At 40.7% G+C, this 19,233-nt stretch carries 21 protein-coding genes; 7 read left to right on the top strand and 14 right to left on the bottom strand.

What is annotated here, in order from left to right:
* The 3 genes from VB836_RS17440 to VB836_RS17430 form a co-directional block, all read right to left on the bottom strand.
* Nucleotides 1-279 (bottom strand): hypothetical protein, encoded by a 279-nt coding sequence (locus VB836_RS17440; protein ID WP_152964754.1) that lies wholly within the window; start codon nt 277-279, stop codon nt 1-3.
* A gap of 167 nt (nt 280-446) precedes the next feature.
* Nucleotides 447-1,571 carry a cupin-like domain-containing protein gene (locus VB836_RS17435; RefSeq protein WP_323221058.1) on the bottom strand — a complete coding sequence of 375 codons (1,125 nt, stop codon included), beginning with the start codon at nt 1,569-1,571 and terminating at the stop codon, nt 447-449.
* A 192-nt stretch (nt 1,572-1,763) separates the two neighbouring features.
* The gene (locus VB836_RS17430) at nt 1,764-2,618 is read right to left on the bottom strand and encodes a sugar kinase (RefSeq protein WP_323221056.1); all 855 of its coding nucleotides are present in this window, start codon (nt 2,616-2,618) and stop codon (nt 1,764-1,766) included.
* A 124-nt stretch (nt 2,619-2,742) separates the two neighbouring features.
* Between VB836_RS17430 and rsmI the strand changes: the two genes are divergently transcribed.
* Nucleotides 2,743-3,603, top strand: a complete 861-nt coding sequence (rsmI, locus tag VB836_RS17425) for a 16S rRNA (cytidine(1402)-2'-O)-methyltransferase (protein WP_323221055.1) — start codon at nt 2,743-2,745, stop codon at nt 3,601-3,603.
* A gap of 62 nt (nt 3,604-3,665) precedes the next feature.
* On the opposite strand, the gene VB836_RS17420 is transcribed toward rsmI, so the two are convergent.
* Nucleotides 3,666-5,171, bottom strand: coding sequence for a diguanylate cyclase domain-containing protein (locus VB836_RS17420; RefSeq protein ID WP_323221053.1), 1,506 nt, complete (start codon nt 5,169-5,171; stop codon nt 3,666-3,668).
* A 207-nt stretch (nt 5,172-5,378) separates the two neighbouring features.
* On the opposite strand from VB836_RS17420, the gene msrA reads away from it, so the two are divergent.
* On the top strand, nt 5,379-6,035 hold the full coding sequence (gene msrA, locus VB836_RS17415) for a peptide-methionine (S)-S-oxide reductase MsrA (protein ID WP_323221051.1): 657 nt from the start codon (nt 5,379-5,381) through the stop codon (nt 6,033-6,035).
* A gap of 87 nt (nt 6,036-6,122) precedes the next feature.
* Here the strand turns inward: msrA and galT are convergent, their stop codons facing one another.
* The 3 genes from galT to VB836_RS17400 all read right to left on the bottom strand — a co-directional run bounded on the left by galT (nt 6,123) and on the right by VB836_RS17400 (nt 9,737).
* Nucleotides 6,123-7,187 (bottom strand): galactose-1-phosphate uridylyltransferase, encoded by a 1,065-nt coding sequence (galT, locus tag VB836_RS17410; protein ID WP_046281977.1) that lies wholly within the window; start codon nt 7,185-7,187, stop codon nt 6,123-6,125.
* An 86-nt stretch (nt 7,188-7,273) separates the two neighbouring features.
* On the bottom strand, nt 7,274-8,299 hold the full coding sequence (locus tag VB836_RS17405) for a DUF2891 domain-containing protein (protein WP_323221049.1): 1,026 nt from the start codon (nt 8,297-8,299) through the stop codon (nt 7,274-7,276).
* A 115-nt stretch (nt 8,300-8,414) separates the two neighbouring features.
* Complete coding sequence (locus tag VB836_RS17400) at nt 8,415-9,737, bottom strand: MFS transporter (RefSeq protein WP_323221047.1); 1,323 nt, start codon at nt 9,735-9,737, stop codon at nt 8,415-8,417.
* A 74-nt stretch (nt 9,738-9,811) separates the two neighbouring features.
* Here VB836_RS17400 and VB836_RS17395 point away from each other — a divergent pair, with 74 nt between their 5' ends.
* The 3 genes from VB836_RS17395 (at nt 9,812) to VB836_RS17385 (ending at nt 12,365) form a co-directional block, all read left to right on the top strand.
* On the top strand, nt 9,812-11,323 hold the full coding sequence (locus tag VB836_RS17395; protein WP_323221045.1) for a DEAD/DEAH box helicase: 1,512 nt from the start codon (nt 9,812-9,814) through the stop codon (nt 11,321-11,323).
* A gap of 100 nt (nt 11,324-11,423) precedes the next feature.
* Nucleotides 11,424-11,642: a hypothetical protein gene (locus tag VB836_RS17390; protein WP_323221043.1), complete on the top strand. Its 219-nt coding sequence runs from the start codon at nt 11,424-11,426 to the stop codon at nt 11,640-11,642.
* A 258-nt stretch (nt 11,643-11,900) separates the two neighbouring features.
* The gene (locus VB836_RS17385) at nt 11,901-12,365 is read left to right on the top strand and encodes an EF-hand domain-containing protein (protein ID WP_046281972.1); all 465 of its coding nucleotides are present in this window, start codon (nt 11,901-11,903) and stop codon (nt 12,363-12,365) included.
* A 151-nt stretch (nt 12,366-12,516) separates the two neighbouring features.
* Here the strand turns inward: VB836_RS17385 and VB836_RS17380 are convergent, their stop codons facing one another.
* The 7 genes from VB836_RS17380 to VB836_RS17355 all read right to left on the bottom strand — a co-directional run bounded on the left by VB836_RS17380 (nt 12,517) and on the right by VB836_RS17355 (nt 17,581).
* Nucleotides 12,517-12,933 (bottom strand): hypothetical protein, encoded by a 417-nt coding sequence (locus VB836_RS17380; RefSeq protein ID WP_046281971.1) that lies wholly within the window; start codon nt 12,931-12,933, stop codon nt 12,517-12,519.
* Between the two features lie 131 nt (nt 12,934-13,064).
* Nucleotides 13,065-13,628, bottom strand: coding sequence for a Uma2 family endonuclease (locus VB836_RS17375; RefSeq protein WP_323221040.1), 564 nt, complete (start codon nt 13,626-13,628; stop codon nt 13,065-13,067).
* Nucleotides 13,629-13,751: 123 nt separating this feature from the next.
* Nucleotides 13,752-14,987: an LL-diaminopimelate aminotransferase gene (locus VB836_RS17370; protein WP_323221038.1), complete on the bottom strand. Its 1,236-nt coding sequence runs from the start codon at nt 14,985-14,987 to the stop codon at nt 13,752-13,754.
* Between the two features lie 148 nt (nt 14,988-15,135).
* Complete coding sequence (locus tag VB836_RS17365; RefSeq protein WP_046281968.1) at nt 15,136-15,570, bottom strand: ferritin-like domain-containing protein; 435 nt, start codon at nt 15,568-15,570, stop codon at nt 15,136-15,138.
* Nucleotides 15,571-15,771: 201 nt separating this feature from the next.
* Nucleotides 15,772-15,864, bottom strand: a complete 93-nt coding sequence (locus VB836_RS30380; protein WP_407659691.1) for a hypothetical protein — start codon at nt 15,862-15,864, stop codon at nt 15,772-15,774.
* 28 nt (nt 15,865-15,892) lie between these two features.
* A complete protein-coding gene (locus VB836_RS17360) occupies nt 15,893-17,053 on the bottom strand; it encodes a sensor histidine kinase (RefSeq protein WP_323221036.1) in 1,161 nt (386 codons plus the stop codon).
* A gap of 333 nt (nt 17,054-17,386) precedes the next feature.
* On the bottom strand, nt 17,387-17,581 hold the full coding sequence (locus VB836_RS17355) for a hypothetical protein (RefSeq protein ID WP_323221034.1): 195 nt from the start codon (nt 17,579-17,581) through the stop codon (nt 17,387-17,389).
* Nucleotides 17,582-17,880: 299 nt separating this feature from the next.
* On the opposite strand from VB836_RS17355, the gene psbP reads away from it, so the two are divergent.
* A complete protein-coding gene (gene psbP, locus VB836_RS17350) occupies nt 17,881-18,423 on the top strand; it encodes a photosystem II reaction center PsbP (RefSeq protein WP_046281967.1) in 543 nt (180 codons plus the stop codon).
* An 83-nt stretch (nt 18,424-18,506) separates the two neighbouring features.
* Nucleotides 18,507-19,193 (top strand): nucleoside triphosphate pyrophosphatase, encoded by a 687-nt coding sequence (locus tag VB836_RS17345; RefSeq protein ID WP_046281966.1) that lies wholly within the window; start codon nt 18,507-18,509, stop codon nt 19,191-19,193.
* Nucleotides 19,194-19,233 lie beyond the last annotated feature (40 nt).

The following is a 19,233-nucleotide window of genomic DNA, read 5'->3' as shown; positions in this document are numbered from 1 at the left end:
TTAAATCTTTTGGATGGATAGGTAATTTCGCACATATTGCCAATCTTGATCATCGCAGTTTGCTTTTAAAAGATCTCTGGCTTTTAAACCGATCACTAACTCACCTTCAGGCGTATAGTAGAAATCTTCGCCTTCTTGAATGCCATTCAAAAGACTGAGAGTGTGGGCGATATGAGCGAGAGAACGATGTTCCTGTATCCAGTCGTAGGGGTCAGGAATATCTTCGGGTTTTGAGGTTGGCTCGTAGGTGTTATTTCTGTGAGAAGATGGTAAAAACATTTCGATCATAATCCTCTAGATACAATTCAAGTCGCAATTGACAATAAGATACCTATATAAATACTGACTAAAATAGGAGGGGAGCATCTGTGATTTGAACCCCCCTCCGACATTGATTTGTTCTTAGATTTTAGGCGATCTGGATCACAATTGTTCTGGTATTTTGATTAGCTTCGACCAAAAGTAGGATTTTGCCAGTTGTAATAATTCGGAAAAACAAAATTAGTGAATGATACGGAAATACTCACATCTAATGCTCTCACATGATGCCACCAACCGACGGGAATAAAAATGACTTCTCCCGGTTGTAAAATCAGTTCAATCGGTTTAATATTGTTATAGAGAGGATATTTCTTCAAGTCGGGGTTTTCCGGATCAACTTGGCTGAAAACGCCCAGATGATTGTATATAAATGGAGTTTGACGAGGCGGAATCAATAAAATCCGTTTACGACCCAACACTTGAGCTAACATTAAATTAATCGGATCGTGATGTAACGGCGTAATTGTTCCGGCTGAACCAAACCAGAAAAAGACTCGCCGTGATGTATCTTCTGGGTTGAGATATTCCGGGAAAACTTCGAGATCATTCATTAATCCTTTCATGTCTTCTCGGTCTAAATTCCCGTTATTGGCAACCATATAACAATCGTTGCTTTCTCCTTTTTCAACCACCCAATCAACATAATCTTTGAGTAAGACTTTTTGGCGGTGTTTTTCAACATTGAGTTCATATTCGGGATCACTATTGCGGTTCGCCTGAACTTCTACCGTCGCCGTGCCATAATGTTGTTTGAGATACTGGGGATTCCACTGATTTAAGGCTTTCCAATTGTTCATTATCCCTGTTAATACAACAGGTTTATTTTGAGAATAAAACCCTTCTAAAAATTCACTTCTAGAAAGATTAACCCGACGTTCAATGGTTTCAGCTTGACTGGAAAGCGCCGAAAGTTGCTGCTGAATTTGGAGAATAGACTCCAATTTTCGCAACTGTTGAACAAATTGATTTCCCGCTTTATAATAAGGATGATTCGGGGCTTGAGTCACTTCTTCTAGGGCTAACTTGACATCAACCCCCTGTTCAACCATGCGCTGAACCAAAACATCATCCGGTTGATTGAGTAACTTATTAATTGCGACCCAAGTTTTCCAAGAATCAGAAACTTGAGGTTGAGGTTGAGGCGGTAAATTCAATTGTTGTGCTAACCATTGGAGGCTCACTTGTTGTTCATCTTCCAATGTAATCTGCAAGGGAGGGAGCGTAATTCGCAGGGGTTTAGAATCTGTCATTTTGGCTGAAAAATTATAAGTTTAAAACCGATCAACTTTATTGATTCACTTCCTTTAAAGTACAATAACTTATCATCTCTTTCAGGATTGATCAATTGATTGTAAGTTACTGTAGAGATCAACTCTGTTTAGATTATACTCACCGCTACCTGAGTCCACAAGTCTTCAAAAAAATTAAAACAACGAGTCCAATCATTGCATCCACTGACGAGTTCCAAAAGATTGACAAGAACAAGCGGCAATTTCAGCAGATGCCGTTAACGCATTGACAAAGGAACTTTCTAGGATAAAATGACAAAACGCCCCGTGAAACACATCCCCCGCTCCCAAGGTATCCACAGCGTTAATCGGTGGAATTTCAATTTCTCCTTGACGGTTTGGGGTACAGTATTGAATGGGTTGATCACCCTGAGTCCGGGCAACAAACGGAATATCAATTTCATTAAGATAAGCAAAAACATCAGCAGATTTTTGACAATCAGGAGGATAAAAATTCGCCGAACAAATGGCATAATCGACATAGGGTAAAACCTTTTCAAGTCCCGGTTTCCAACTTCCTCCATCCATTACAACTGTGATTTCCTTTTGTCGGGCGAGTTTAGCAATCTGTTCACTCACCGTCATTTGATGGCCATCAATTAACACAATATCAACCCCATCTAAACAATTTTGGGGTATACTTTCTAGAGTGGCTTGTGACTTCACGGCGTTAATAGAAACGACTGTGCGATCACCTGTTTTCGGAGTGACAAGAATAGAAGAAACCGGGGGCGGTGAGCTGCGAGTTGGGTCTAAATCTGTTAAAATAACATGGTGTTGGCTTAAGTCGGCGCGGATTAGTTCAGTGATGGGATGAGTACCCACAACTCCGAAGAGTTTAGCTTTGTTTTTCAGGTAACTAAACGTAACCGCCCCATTCGTTGCCGGCCCGCCTGCCGCTACGGTATAATCAGAAGCGACAACTTTTTGGTTTTTAGCGGGATATTCACTCACCCCATAGAGGAAGTCTAGCGTTACTAATCCAACAAACAGTCCGTTGTGAGTCATATCAACACCCAAAAATATTTTCCCTATCTCAGTGTTTAGCACTTTTGCAGGAATTTAGCGGTTTATTTGTTACTTATTTTCATTGATTTAAAATAGGGGTTTGTTCTTTGCTAATGGGAAACGAATGGAAGTAAAACCGGGAACGCTTTATGTAGTTGGGACACCGATTGGGAATCTCGGTGATCTGACATTTCGAGCGGTTCAAATCTTACAAACGGTAGATTTAATAGCCGCCGAAGATACCCGACACACAGGTAAACTTTTACAACATTTTCAAATTCAAACACCACAAATTAGCTACTATGAACACAATCAACATCGTCGGATTCCAGAAGTATTAGAAAAGTTGCGTCAGGGAAAAGCGATCGCCATTGTTACGGATGCGGGAATACCGGGGATTTCTGATCCCGGATACGAACTGGTAAAAGCCTGTATAGAAGCAGGAATTGCAGTCATTCCGATTCCGGGGGTGAGTGCTTGTTTAACGGCGTTGAGTGTTTCTGGGTTAGCCACAGATCGGTTTGTATTTGAGGGATTTTTACCGACAAAAACCAAACTTAGACAGCAACGTTTGGAAGAATTGCGATCGCAGTCTCACACGATGATTTTATATGAATCGCCTCATCGGTTGCGGCAAACGTTACAAGATTTAGCAGAAACATTAGGACGCGATCGCGAAATTGTGTTAGGCAGAGAGTTAACCAAACTCCATGAAGAATTTTGGCGAGGAACGGTCGGAGAAGCGGTTGAATATTATGAAAATATTGAACCCAAGGGCGAATTTACCCTCGTTGTGGCAGGTAAAATTGAAAAAACGCCGGAACTGTCAGAAACGGCAATTAAAGCCGAATTAGAGGCATTACTCCGTCAAGGTTTAACGCGATCGCAAGCCAGCCGTCAACTCGCTGAAAACACCTCCCTTCCCCGTCGCCAAATTTATCAACTCGCACTCACGTTAGAAGAACAAGATATAGATTTGTCATAGATACTAATGTTTTGATTAGTGCTTGACTTTTTAAAGCTTCAGTATTTTTGATAGTATTAAGTTTATAAGACAGTACAAACTGCACAATTTCGACCTTGATTTTTAGCTTTATAAAGAGCTTCATCAGCAACTCGAATCAGAGTCACCCTAGAAAGTTCTGGATGAGGAATGGTACTCGAAACCCCTAAACTGACGGTAACAAAAGGTTGTACAATAGACCTTTCGTGAAGGATTTTCAGTTGTTCAACTTCTTGGCGAATTGAGTTAGCAACTTTTAAAGCGCCTGTGAGTGTAGTATTGGGTAAAATAATCACAAATTCTTCGCCCCCATAACGTGCGACTAAATCCGCCGGACGCCTTGCTGATCGAGAAATCGCTTGAGCAATTTCTTTTAAACAGCGATCGCCTGCTGGATGTCCATAGAAATCGTTATAGAGTTTGAAACAATCGACATCACATAAAATTAGAGATAAAGGTTGTGCTTCACGAGCGAGTCGTTTCCATTCTCGTTCTAAATATTCATCAAAATAGCGACGATTAGCAACTTCAGTGAGACTATCAATTTTAGCCAAACGTTCTAATTCAACATAGGCTGATCTTAGTGCTTCTTCTGCTTTTTTATGGGGCATTAAAGCTCCCAGTTGTGTTGCCACTCCACTCACCAATTCGACCAGATGAGCATCGGGTGACATTGCCACTTTTTTAAAGAAAACTAACAGGGCTAAAACGCGATCGCCAAAAATCATCGGCACCGCCAAAGCTGTTTTTAATCCAGCCTGACGAGCCAGTTGAGAACGAACAAAGTTTGGCGGAGATTCTAAGGAAATATCCTCAATCCATTCTAACTTTTGAGATGACCAAACTCGCCCCACTAATCCCTGATTAGGAGCGAACGTTAACTTCACACTAGAATGGTAAAATTGTTGAAGCAAGGGGTCTACACTACACTGAATTTGACTCGCTTTGTGAACCAACACTTGATCATTGGGAATCCAGGCTTCTCCGTAATCCCAATCTATCGCTTGACAAACTTCACACAGCGTCACTTCTAAAGCTGTTTCAAAATCCCAGGCTTCACTGATCGCTTGAGTCATTTTTAATAATAATCGAATTTCTGCTTCGGCTCGTTGACGATCGCGAATCTCTTGTTGAAGCTGTTTATTTTGCTCGAGTAAAAGTTTTTTTTGTCGCTGAATTGTCAGTTGATTTTCCACTCGCACGAGTACCTCATCCATTTCAAAAGGTTTGGTAATATAGTCACATCCTCCCACTTGAAAACCTTTGACTTTATCAAATGTGCTTTCTAGCGCACTGAGGAAAATGACGGGAATTTCTCGGGTTTCTAGGGCGGTTTTTAGGTGCTGACAAACCTCATAACCGCTCATATCGGGCATTTTAATATCGAGAAGAATCAAATCGGGTAAATTGACTTTAACGGTTTCTAATGCCATATACCCGCTACGTGCCTTTCTGACTTGATATCCTCTCTGAGAGAGTAAAGCAGATAGCACTCGCAGGTTATCAAGCTGATCATCAATGAGCAGAATATTTGCTGAAAATTCAGACATATCTTTGTTTGAGTTTAGTGGAATGCCCCTCTGATTGATATTTTCTCAAACAATCTCGTTTTCTTAACAGGGACAAAAACGTGAACGGCTTGATTGCCAGAGGGGATGGATTTTGCTGATTTTGGCGTTGACGGATGATCATTGAGGCCTTTTTCTTTAAAATGTTAAGTAAGGTTAAGATCTCATTCAAACACTGAGTTAAAACTTATGGGACTATTTGGATTCAATAAAAAGGCGGCGATGCCGAAGGCGGAAGATGCTCTACCGGGACGTTCGCAACCGATGCCAGTACCGGAGCATCATTTTGTCAATGGTAACTCCCTCCAGCCTCCCTATCCCGAAAACATGGAAATGGCAATGTTTGGGATGGGCTGCTTCTGGGGCGCTGAACGCAAATTTTGGCAGCAAAACGGCGTTTATATCACGGCGGTTGGTTATGCGGCAGGATATACCCCAAACCCGACTTACCAAGAGGTTTGTACAGGTTTAACAGGTCATAATGAAGTCGTTTTTGTGGTTTATGATCCGAAAGTGATCAGTTATGAACAGTTGCTCAAAGTATTCTGGGAAAGTCATGATCCGACTCAAGGAATGCGTCAAGGTAATGATGCGGGAACTCAGTATCGATCTGGAATTTATCTCTATTCTGACTCACAACGAGACTTAGCTGAAGCCTCACGGGATGCCTATCAGCAGGAGCTTTCTAAGGCGGGATACGGACAAATTACCACTGAGATTATCAATGCGCCTGAGTTTTATTTTGCTGAAAGTTATCATCAGCAATATTTGGCAAAAAATCCCAATGGATATTGTGGTTTAGGCGGAACAAAGGTTCAATTACCGGAATCAACTGCTGCTTGTTAAGTAACTGATTTGTAGGGTGGGTGACAGCAATAAGTTTGTGATTTCAGTTCAGTTATCGGTTGTCACCCATCCGAAAAAAATGTTCAGTTAGCGTCGCAGATAAATCAAGTTATCATTCTTGAAATCATCACCGGAATTGTCATCATCAGGAATATCAACGGCTCGTAAAAATTCTGCACTTTCTTCGGGTAAAGCGGTATTAATATACATTCCACTACCTAATTCAAAACCAGCAGAAAGAGAAATTCGCGGCACCACAGCCATATACCAATGAAAATAGTCAGCATATTTATCAGAAGTGGGAATTGAGCGAATGGTATAGTTATAATCAGGATTTTGTAAGCCATAATAAAGTTTAGCTAAAACAATTTTGAGGGTTTTAGCTAAATCGGTTATTTCTCCATTGGTAATCTCATCAAAAGAGGAAGAATGACGACGCGGAAAAATCCAAATATGAAAGGGAGAAAGAGCGGCGTAGGGAATAAAAGCGACAAAATGTTTACTCTCGAAAATGATGCGTTCTTCGGCGTTCAGTTCCTCTTTTAAGGTATGACAAAAAATACATTCTCCCGTATCATCATAATAGCGAATGGCTTCTTGAGTGCGATCGCGCCATTGATAAGGAACAATGGGTAAAGCGGCAATTTGAGAGTGGGGATGTTCGAGAGATGTACCTGCACCTTTCCCATGATTTTTAAAAATTACAATCGTTTCAATTCGAGTATCTTGACGTAAATCTGAGTATCTTTTGCGGTAAACTCGTAGAATACTGGAAATGTCTTCAATAGTCATTAAAGCGGTGGTTAAATCATGGCGAGAATGTTCAATGACAACTTCGTGAAATCCCACGCCAGATAAAGAGCGAAAAATGCCATCAATATTTCTAATTCGTTCTCCCGTTTGCGATAAAGCGGGATATTTATTCCCCACAACTCGCACTTTCCAATCACTTCCGATTCCTTCACAAAGTCGTAGAGATTCAGGAGTTCCGGTTAGATGTTCGTTACCCAGACAAAAGGGACAATCAGATCGATAGGCGGGAATTTTAACGGTTGAGATGTCATGTTGAGCAAATTCATGGGGACGTTTTGCCCGTTCCGTTGCAATAATGACCCAATCCCTCGTGATCAGATTTTGTCTTAACTCAGTCATAAAATTAAATTCTGAAATAAAAGTTATACAATCAAAATTTTCCGAACAATATTGACTTTTATAATCCTTTTTAAAAATCAAGAATTTTACCGGGTTAATCCTCGTTTTGTCATCAGGTAAACAGCAAAACTTCCCAGCCAATGACTGCCGCTATAGTCAATTGCAGAGACTAAATTTAAACCCGTTTGTTGATGGACTTGGGCGACAGCTTGTAGGGCAGAAATCCGCGAATCATCAGGGGGTAATCCCGAAATGATACCTTCTAACATCCAAGCCCGACTCAAGTTTAAACCATCAAAATGAGACTGAGCATAATCTTCTGGATTTTCTACAGAAACAGGCTGTAACCAATCTATTTGTTTTTCAAGGGGAAGTTTAGGCAAAAACTGACTGAGCCAACTGGCAAAGCTATTAGGAGAAAGAAGGCGTCGCATTAAATCAGCTTCGGCTAATGTGGGTGAAAGAAAATCATAGCCCCAAGGTTCTAAATGCAGGGGATGGTTGCAATCATTGAGATAAAATTGATGGATTTTTTGTTCGATTTCTGGAGTTAAACTGGGATGATGATTCTTTGCCCAATCCCAAATAAAACCGAAAGCAAATGCGGTTTGAGAATGGCTACCTGTGCGGTTAGCATAGGATAAATTTTGCATCCATTTTTGCAGATTTTGGACAGCCATTTCTTCTAAGGGTTGAAGAATTTCGAGCCATTTTTGACCTTGAATATCTTCCCATTCTCTGAGTTCAGCCGTGAGTTGTAATAGCCATGCTAAACCGTAGGGACATTCAAACCGAGGTTGAGATTGCAAATGGGCAACTTCGGCGCTAATATTTTCAAAGGTGATGTTTTGGGCGATCGCTTCTCGGGCGATGTCAGTAAATGGAGCATCTGGAAACCAACGAATTAAACGAACCAGCATCCAGTGATTGTGAACGGCTGAATGCCAATCTAAACAGCCATAAAAAGCAGGCGTTAACTGACGAGGTGGGATGAAATCTTCGTGACTTTCCAGCCAGTATAACTGAACGTGTGGATATTCTCGCAAGACACATCCCAGAGCTAACTGGGCAAATTGACTCGCCATTTTGAGGTCAAGTTGATCGGGTTTCACAGCAGAAAATTTGGTAATTAGAACTGGGAAACAAAAGATGAGAGGAGTTCAGTTTAAATCCTAACCTAAAATTTCAAAATCACAAGCAATTGTCACACTTCTTTTCAAACAAACCTTAATTTAAAGGACTCGTTGCTTTGGCGGCTTTCGCTTGTTCGACGTCAACATAAGCAAGAATGACTAAACCCAGGATAAAGAAAATAATTAAGGAGAGAATAGAAGCTCTAGCTGTTCCGGTGAATTGACGAATTAAAGCAAACGCTAACGGCCCAATAATTGCTGATCCTTTGTTAAAAACTGAGTAAAATCCATAAAATTCAGCCGCAGCATGAACCGGAATAATAGAACCATAAAAAGAACGACTGAGGGATTGAGATCCCCCCTGAACTAATCCCACAATTCCTCCTAAGATAAAGTATTCGGTTGGGGTTTGCATAAAATAGGCATAGATCACGACAAATGCCCAACCCAATAAGCTAACCATTAAGGCATTTTTAGCTGAAATTTTCTCGGCTAATTTACTAAAGGCTAAGGCACCAACAACGCTAACAAACTGAATCACTAGCAATGTAATCATCAAAACATTCGTCGAGAATTTTAATTCTTCAGCCCCATAAATGGTTGCCATTGTGATGACGGTTTGAATGCCGTTGTTGTAAATCATATAGGCAATCAAAAAGTAGAGTAAATGTTTAAAGGCTTGCAATTTTCGCAGGGTGATCACTGTGCGAATAATTCCCACTTTTAAATAAGCAAGTCCGACTGGAAGCTGACGATATTCTACGGGTAATGTCTCAGTAGTTGGGGCTTCTTTCAGGTATAAAAAGGTAATAATCGAAAAGCCTCCCCACCATAAGCCAGCCATTAATATGGCTAATCTTGCTGCAAGTTCGGCGGAAATTCCTAATGCTTGATGCCCAGCTATTAACCCCAGTGAGAGGGCAAATTGTAAGCCGCCCCCAATATAACCATAAGCAAACCCTTTCCCCGAAATCCAGTCAATATTATCTTCAGAAGCAATACTCGGAAGAAAAGCATCATAAAAAATATTAGCGCTGACAAAACCAATTTGAGCAATCAAAAATAAAATAATCGTCTGAACTAAATCACCTGCTTGGCAGAAGAATAATAAACAGGCGGCTAAACTCCCACTCCAGCAAAACGCCATGAGAAATTTCTTTTTAGAAGCAGAGAAGTCTGAAACCGCCCCCATCACCGGAGCAATCAAAAAAACAATAAAAGCTGATAAACTAATGAGAAATCCCCAAATTGCGGTTGCACTGTAGAGGGTTCCGCCAAAGGAAACACCCCCTTGAGGAACGATAACAGAGGCAAAATAGGCGGGTAATACTGCGACAACGACGGTGGTAATATAGGCAGAATTCGCCCAGTCGTACATCAGCCAGCCGAAAATTTGCTTTTGATTGTTAGACATCATTAAATTTGTTATGAATCGCTAAAATAGACGTTTTAGTAGAAGATTTACACCGTTAACCGATAACAACAAGATTTATGTCTCGCACTCCCATTCTATCCTTTGATCGTGGTACTCTGATTTTACATCCTCCCCCAAAAGGTAAGGCTTGGATTGACTTTGCCACTTGGGATGATCGCATCGAAAAGTTTAGAATTCCGGCAATTTATTATCGTTCTTTAATCAAATCATTACAAGCTGAGAATGTCAACTTTATTAATCATGCTGATGAATTTCAATCCCTAGAATTTGTTCCGAGTGTTGAGATGGAACCCTATCCCCATCAACAAGAAGCATTGACAGCATGGCGACAAGCCCAAAGTCAAGGGGTCGTGGTTTTACCGACGGCTTCGGGAAAAACTTATCTCGCACAAATGGCGATGCAAGCGACATCAAACCGAACGTTAATTGTTGTTCCGACATTGGATTTGATGCACCAATGGTATGCTCATTTAAAGGCAGCATTTCCAGATTTAGATGTCGGTTTATTGGGGGGAGGTTCACGGGATAAAACACCGATTTTAGTGGCAACTTATGATAGTGCGACGATTCATGCTGAGACGATAGGGAATAAATATGCCTTGTTAGTTTTTGATGAATGTCATCACTTACCGACGGATTTTTATCGGGTAATTGCTGAATATTCAATCGCACCTTATCGCTTAGGTTTAACAGCAACTCCTGATCGTTCGGATGGTAAACATAGCGATTTACAGGATTTAATAGGGCCGACTGTTTATCACAAAACACCTGAACAACTCGCCGGAATTGCTTTGGCTGAACATAAAAATGTTCAAATATTTGTACGGCTTTCCCAACAAGAACAGAAACGCTATCAGGAAAAAATTAAGACTAGAAATGATTTTCTCAAAGACAATAAAATTAGTTTGTCAAGTTTGGAAGGATGGAAAAACTTTGTGATAGTTAGTTCCCGAACACCTGTGGGAAGACGTGCGATGTTAGCCCATCGCCAAGCGAAAGAAATTGCTCTGTGTACCGATGGCAAACTGCGGGTATTAACCCATTTACTCGCCCAACATGATCAGGAAAAAACTTTGATTTTTACCGGAGATAATGCTACAGTTTATCGCATTTCTCAAGAGTTTTTAATTCCGGCTATTACCCATCAAACGCCTGTTAAAGAACGTCATCAAATTTTATCTAAATTTCGTCAAGGGGAATATAAAACCTTAGTGGCTTCTCATGTATTAAATGAAGGGGTTGATGTTCCTGATGCTCGAATTGCTATTATTTTATCAGGAACCGCTTCCGAACGAGAATATATTCAACGCTTAGGGCGAGTATTAAGAAAAGGCAGTCAGATGAATAAACAAGCGATATTGTATGAAGTTGTGACTGAAAATACAGCCGAAGAACGAACCTCAAAACGGCGAAAAGGAGAAGGTAAATCGTCTTTACCTGAACCGAAACCTCAACAGTTAGAACTGCTGAAATATGGAACGAAATCACAACCGACAAAACGAGCGGCTGAACCTTCTAGGAAGTGGGGAGAAGACTCAGTAAAACCCTCAGCGAATGAAGAAGAATAAATTCTAAATAATGCTTGTGTTTTGTCGATGAATGAGATAATATAAGTTTAGCTTTTAAATCTCAATGAAAAGTCAGAGTGTAACCGCAAACTTAGAGCCTATGTCGATCTCAAAAACAGAAGCAAAACAACAACTTGAACGTTTAATTTTTTATGATGAGTCTTCCTCAGAATGGGTTCAAGATGTTTGGGATATGAGTCCAACATTAGGAGAAAGTGCAGCAAAATTAGTCGAAGCTTTTGATGCCTTAATTGAATATTGTCCTGAAGCTCAACTTGAAAAGATGTTACAAACTTTGTACAAAGACTATTTAGAGTAATTGCCGATTGATGTCATTCGAGAGAGTCGTCACCCCACCGCCAGCGTTTACAGTGTCTAAGTACAATTGTCACCTCTGCTAGACTTTTAGCTGTTCTTGGCGTTGAGGGTAGCTTGGGGGAGCAAAATCCAGTCCATCTCCTCAACCCCCTCAGCAAGCGACAAGAGGGGATGATATTGGACTCATCCAGAGAATTGATGAATGTTTGTGATAAACTCCTTACCTGTACGGAAATAATCAGTCGAACAAATAGGAAGAATGAATTCTGAAGGTTTAGGATTTGAGGTATCAGAGGCGGCAAAAGAGCTACTTTCTCCTGAGAAATTAGAACTACTCAAACAATCCTTTGCTCAAATTGATAGCAATCACGATGGTCAAATTGTGCTAGAGGAATATTTGCAATATCTGCTAGAGCAAGAAAAAGAAAAGTTAACTAAGCAGTTTAAACGTCTTGATGCGAATCAAGATGGCTGTATTGAGTTTGAAGAATTTTTGATGGCGACAGAGCCAGATTATAACATTCTTAAAAAATTTCGAGAATTTGATACAGATGGTAACGGTTTACTTTCATTTCAGGAAGCTTTGAGAATTGTTGAACAGTTATATCTCCCCGTAGATACAGACGAACTCAAAACAATTTTACAGCAAGCTGACAATAATGGTGATCAACAAATCACCTTTTATGAGTTTTTGGGAGCTATTACCCGTTTTGGTTTCCAATAGCCTTGTCTGGGTTCAATAGAGTTTTTTCTGGGAATACAAATCGCCAAATCCCTACAGCCAACTCAATATACTGCTCAAATGTTCACTTGGGTTGGCTGATATAAAATCGAACAAAATTAGCAAAAAACTTCAAAAATTTCGAGAAAGTGAATTAACTTTTTTGTGAAAGCAATTGAGATAATTCAGCGTGCATAAACGCAATATCTGGGTCACGTTGAATGGCTTCAAAATAGCGTTTTTCTCGAACGTTTCCATTTTCAGAAGGGCGAAGTAAAATTTGGGTTTCCTCTAATAAATGGTTAACTTGTTGTAGAGTGACAGGCTCATCTTTCGCCGCCATGACTTCATCAATTTGAGCGATTAACTGAGAAAAGGGACGCAACCAACTAAACATTCCGTCTCCGATAACCAGTTGAAAAAATTCTCCCCGAGAACGAATCGGGCCATTAAATTTTTCGTACTCGACTTTTTCAGACTCTAACAGTGCTTTATGAAGGCGTAGCAGCTTAGTTCGGACATCACGCAAACGCCTAAAGGGAAAATCAAGAGAAGTAGGATTTGAAGACATTGATTGAAATTGCGATCGCGACTTTATCTATTTTCTCACATTGATCTGCACTTTTGAAGACCACCTCGTTACTCATTGAGAACAAGAGACTGAACTAGGCGGAATTCAGGGTTTTTTAAGAAAATAATTTTCTATTCTAACAACCAATCAAACACTTGACCTAACGTCAGTTGCAGTTCACTGGCAAATTCAGGAACCGGAAGCTGTTGAGAGGGTTCATCAAAGACTGCGGGGGCTGCTGTGGGAAGATAAACAAATATTGTCTTTTCTTCAGGGTCAATTAACCATCCCATTTGGGTGTCAAATTTAAAGCAGTTTAAGATTTTTTTCGTCACTTTTGTTTGACTTTGATCGGGTGATAATATTTCAATAATCCAATCTGGAGCCAATAAAAACTTATTCGCAACACCCCCATTCTCTTTGCGTGGGATTCTTTGCCATGTAAATACAGCTACATCGGGAACAATTGATTTTTCGCCAAAAGTACACCGTAATTCTGGAAAAGCTCTTGCTATTTTGGTCGGTTTAACAGCCGCATTAATAGCGATAATCAATTCACCTTGAATTGTACTATGTTCTCCCTGTGGCATTGGTTTTTGAATAATCTCCCCATCAATATACTCGCTGGCTGGTTCAGTTTCTTCTAACTGTAGAAATTCGTCTAACGTTATGGATTTTGTCGGTGCTTGTATCATCGGTTTGATTCTGGAGTAAAAAACATCAACCCGGTTTCTGAGCGTAACTTGAATATTTTAGCCTTGGATTCGCTATGAGAAACCGGGTTTTTTCAGGGGAGCAATACTCACCCTATTTTAACACTAAACTTTGAACTTCTCCGTAATCAGTTTCATGGCTTCGTTAACATTTTCTCGAGTATTAAAAGCAGAAATACGGAAATATCCTTCTCCCGCAGCACCAAACCCAGAACCCGGTGTTCCGACAACATTGCAAGTTTGCAGCAGCTTATCAAAGAAATCCCAACTCGATAAACCATGAGGTGTTTTCACCCAAACGTAGGGCGCATTTACACCGCCATAAACCGATAATCCTGCGGCTTTTAACTGTTCACAAATAATCGTGGCATTTTCCATGTAAAAGTCAATTAAAGCCCGGACTTGTGCTTGTCCTTCTTCGCTATAAACGGCTTCAGCACCCCGTTGAACGATATAAGAAACGCCGTTAAACTTAGTAGACTGACGACGGTTCCATAACTTCCAAAGTTCAACATCCGAACCATCAGATGCTTTCGCTTTTAACGTTTTGGTAACTACTGTTAAGGCACAACGAGTTCCGGTAAATCCTGCATTTTTAGAAAAAGATCGAAACTCAATTGCACAATCTCGCGCCCCTTCTATTTCATAGATAGAATGGGGTAAATTAGAATCAGTGATGAAGGCTTCGTAAGCGGCATCAAACAGAATAATTGCATCATTAGCTTTGGCATAATCAACCCAAGCTTTGAGATGATCTTTAGTGGCCGTTGCACCTGTGGGATTATTGGGAAAACACAAGTAAATTAAATCAACTTTTTGACTGGGAATTTCAGCCGTAAAGTGATTTTCTGCGGTGATCGGCAGATAAACTAAACCATCAAATTCACCTCGATCATTCGCCGAACCTGTGTTACCCGCCATGACATTTGTATCGACATAAACGGGATATACAGGGTCAGTCACCGCAATGGTATTATTATGACCAAAAATCTCTAGAATGTTGCCTGTATCGCATTTTGAACCATCAGAAATGAAGATTTCCGACGCATCAATATCGCATCCTCTGGCTTGAAAATCCTGCTGGGCGATTTTTTCGCGTAACCACCCATAACCCTGTTCTGGGCCATAACCTTTGAAGGTGTTGCGATCGCCCATTTCTTCAACCGCTTTGATCATCGCCGTGCGACAGGCTTCCGGTAGGGGTTCTGTCACGTCGCCAATCCCGAGTTTAATGATTTTGGCGTCAGGATTGGCTTCTGCAAAACTGTTCACCCGTCGGGCGATTTCAGGAAAGAGGTAGCCTGCTTTGAGTTTGAGGTAGTTGTCGTTAATCGATGCCATGTTGAATCCTTAGAAATGCTGTCAAACAGCGTACTGTCAACCTTTCTATTGTGCCATGACCCGCTACCTCTAGATTGAAGCGATCGCCCATTTCTGTTGAAAATGTGTCAAAAAAACAGCGATCGCTTCATCTCAAAAACTCAATAATTTAGGCAAAATCCCGTAACATTTTTTTGATTTCTAAGCCATGCAATTCTTCTTGACCTATCAGAGTTCGAGCATATTCTTCGATATAAATGCTGGCATCTTCTACGACATGAAGTAGGTCTTTGTAAAGTGCGAGCGCTGTTTTTTCATGGTTGAGGCTTTCCTGTAAAATATCTTTGACGGTGTGCTGAAATGTTTCTTCAATGGGAGCAATTTTTTGGCTCGGATGTCCTTCTAAACCTGTAAGAATTTCTCCAGCTTGTTGAGCATGAAGTAGAGATTCTGTAGCTTGCGCTTGGAAAAATTGTACAATGGACAAACGATTTGGCCCTGTTACCATCAACGAATAATGGGTGTAGCGGACAACTCCTGCTAGTTCAAATTCCATGATGGCATTGAGCAGGCTGATTGTTTTTTGGGTGTCAAGTTCTCTCATCAGTCGTGTTTGGTGTTGGTGTACTGCAAAGCATTATTGCAAATCTTTTTCAAGTTTAGGCTGAATTTTCCCTCGCAAGCAGTTATCTATGATACGAGCAGAAAATACTAGCAGTCTAGACTCAACCTGTACAAAAGGTTTATCACACTTTTAGCTAAGTCTCTCAGAATATAATAAAATCTTAAGAGAATACCGAACTTCTTAACTTTTTTCTAACCAATAAGTTGTCATTTCTCCCCGAGCTTTAACTGTAACTTGTCCCCGTTTCTCAAAGGAATATTCAGCTTTATTCAACTTCAACCGTTTGCCGAAATGAAATCAATCACAGTCGGGTTTTGGATTGAGTTAACACAAGAATTTTGTCGAATTGATAGGTTTCCACTAACTTAGTCAATGCTGCAATCTTCGCTGATTGATCAGCAGGAATTTGATCAATGAGTTGCAGACAAAGAACATCACTACCTTGAGCCGCAGCATTGTAAAGTTGAGTGTTCCATTCAAAAGACATCATCGCTAAATCGGTAGCCTCTAACTTGTAATCAGATGGCTCTGGTGTTGAATCTATGATCTCGTTTTCAGTTGGCTGATAACAGTATTCAACCCCTAGATATTGCCTGAAAACTTCTAGAACTTCTTCTTTAATGTATCGTTGATGATTAGAATTCCCAGAAAAATCTCGCTGCATCAGTTGAGTAAAACCCAGAATGGCATTGAGAGGAGTACGAAGTTCATGGCTCATATTCGCTAAAAACTCACTTTGGGCTTTATTAGCAGCATCAGCCGCTTCCTTTGACTGTTGAAGTTCTTCGGCTTGGCGTTTAGTTTGAGCAAACAATGAGGCTTGTTGTACCGCCACGCCGAGCTGATTACTAATTTGCGAAATAATCCTGACTTCTTCTTCTAACCACGCTCGCGGATTACTATTTTGATAAACGCCTAATAATCCCCAGAGTTGATTTCCACAAAAGATCGGTGTAATCGTATAAGATCGGGCTTGTAATCTTTCTAAAAATTCTAGATAACAAGAGTCAAAACCCGCTTGATAAATATCGGGAACCCAACAATACCCATTTTTTAAACGATGAATTCCGCCTTCATTTTCTTGCAGATAGGTATCTTGAATGAGTTTATGATAACTGCTAAATTGAGCCGCAACACAATTTGCTTGATCGACTGTCACTTGAGTCAGTTCGGGGGTATTCGCCAGTTGCGGAAACAGCAGATCCCAACCCGGTGCGACAGATTCCGAAACAATCAGACCACCCCAATCACAATTAAAACGATAAATCAACACGCGATCGCAAGCGATTGCCTCTCGCAATTCCGCCGTAGTTGCATGAAAAATGGTTTCTAAATCTAAAGTTTGACGCATTTTTAAAATAATCCGAGTCGTTGTCTTCTCTCGTTGTACCATTAATCGCATGGTTGCTTCTATAGCAATTCTTTCTTTAATTTCGCTTTGGATCGCCCGATTCGCGGCCACCAGTTCTGCGGTACGTTCTTCTACTCTAAATTATAACTGTTCATAAGCGCGGCGTTTTTCTTCCTCTACCCATTTGCGTTGCAGTTCAGTAGCCGCCCGATCTGCAAAAATTGATACAATTGCTAGGGTTCACTTATCTGTCTGTAGGGGTTTGACATCGACAATCGATAGATTACCAATCACGTTTTGATCAACATCAAATAGAGGCGCACCGATGTAGCTTTCAGCATCCAATTGTTCGAGTAACGGATTATTCGGGAAATATTGTTGCAGATCTTGAGGATAATAACAAAGCTGTTGACTCTCTAGGACAGTATTGTAAGGTGTATTTTCTCAATCGGCTTCAAAATTGTTGACGAAACGATCAGTTGACCAAAACGCCAAGCTACGCAACCGAGGGATCGGATCATTAATTTTTTCCCAAACGAACACATAGGGAACATCCAACGCTTTTGCTAAATTTTTGGCTAATGCTGGAAAAAAATTTTCTCCCGTCGCTGAAGCGGTTCCTGATAATATACTTTGCAAGATTTCTTCAGTTCGTTTCCGTTCGGCAATTTCCTATTCTAACTGTTGATTAATGGCTTCGAGTTGTTCTGGCGATCGCATTGCCAAAAATTTAGGTAAGAGTTCTATTAATTGTAAAATTGATAAAATAAACCTGATATATCCTTAGTTAACGCTGACGTTATCAAATCCTAATTCTTCCTATCAAGTTGGGGGAAGTCTCCCTATTCCCTCTAACCTGCCCCCTAAGATTGCCTCTTGCTATACCTTCGGCAGACTTCGTGAGACAATAGGAACGGAGAAGACTGGGAACTGTTCAAATGTTCAAACGAATTACAGCTATACTGTTTGTGATTGTGAGTCTGACCCTCGGCGGTTGTGTTTCAATCGGTGCGGCGGGGTTGAACTCTTTTGTGGATACGGGGGATGGCTACGAATTTCTTTACCCCAACGGTTGGGTTCAGGTGAATGTCTCTGACGGGCCGGATGTCGTTTTTCACGATATGATCGAGCAAACTGAAAATGTCAGCGTTGTTATTAGTCCGATCCCTGATAACAAAACCCTTGATCAAATAGGCACTCCGACGGATGTGGGATACAAACTCAGCAAAAATGCGATCGCCCCTCCCGGATCAGGACGGGAAGCAGAATTAGTCAATGCAGAATCTCGTCAAAGAGGCGATAAAACTTACTATTTGCTAGAATATGCGGTGACACTTCCCAATCAAAAACGCCATGATTTTGCAAGTGTTACAGTCAGTCGAGGTCAACTGTTTACGTTGAATATTTCAACCCCTGAAAAACGTTGGGAAAAAACCCATGAACAACTTGAACAAGTTGCAAGATCCTTTAATGTCTATTAATGGGGACGTTTTGTGAATCATCAGACGTTCCTTGTGAACGTCTAAACTCTTTATAAAATTTAGAATCAAAAATTTTTCGGCAGATGGCAACTGAACATTCTATCCCCTTTATTTTAGCCTCTGCTTCCCCTGCCCGTCGCCGTTTATTACAAAATCTTGGCATTCCGGCGAGAGTTTGTCCGAGTGGTTTTGATGAATCACAAATTCAGTTCAATGATCCGGCTGAATTAGTCAAAACTCTCGCCCGTTGTAAGGCAGAAGCGGTAGCAAATCTACTGACAACAACCTTATCTGATTCAATCCCAAATTCAAAATCTGCTTTGATTTTAGGCTGTGATTCGGTTTTAGAAGTCGATGGGGAAATCTACGGGAAACCTGAAAATAAAACCGAAGCCATTGAACGTTGGAAAGTCATGCGATCGCACTATGGTAGACTGTTTACAGGTCATGCGTTAATTGATATTGGAAAACAAAAAACCATCGTTTATTCTCAGATGACAACGGTTTATTTCGCCTCAGTTAGTGATGCAGAAATAGAGGCTTACGTCGCGACAGGTGAACCCCTAAATTGTGCCGGATGTTTTGCCATTGAAGGAAAAGGAGGAGTGTTTATAGAGAAAATAGAAGGCTGTCATACCAATGTAATTGGCTTGAGTTTGCCTTTACTGCGAAAAATGTTGCAGGAATTAAACCATGATATTACTGAATTTTGGCAAGCAGAAAACCAAGAGAAATTCTACACTTCTAACGGTGATCCCAAGTTTGATTAATGGGAACAATTACCACAAAGACACAAAGACTCAAAGGTGA

The organism is Limnoraphis robusta BA-68 BA1 (genome assembly GCF_034932365.1).
Classification (GTDB): Bacteria; Cyanobacteriota; Cyanobacteriia; order Cyanobacteriales; family Microcoleaceae; genus Capilliphycus; species Capilliphycus robustus.
The sequence above is the reverse complement of the archived record's forward strand: the minus strand, read 5'-3'. Positions and strand labels throughout refer to the sequence as shown.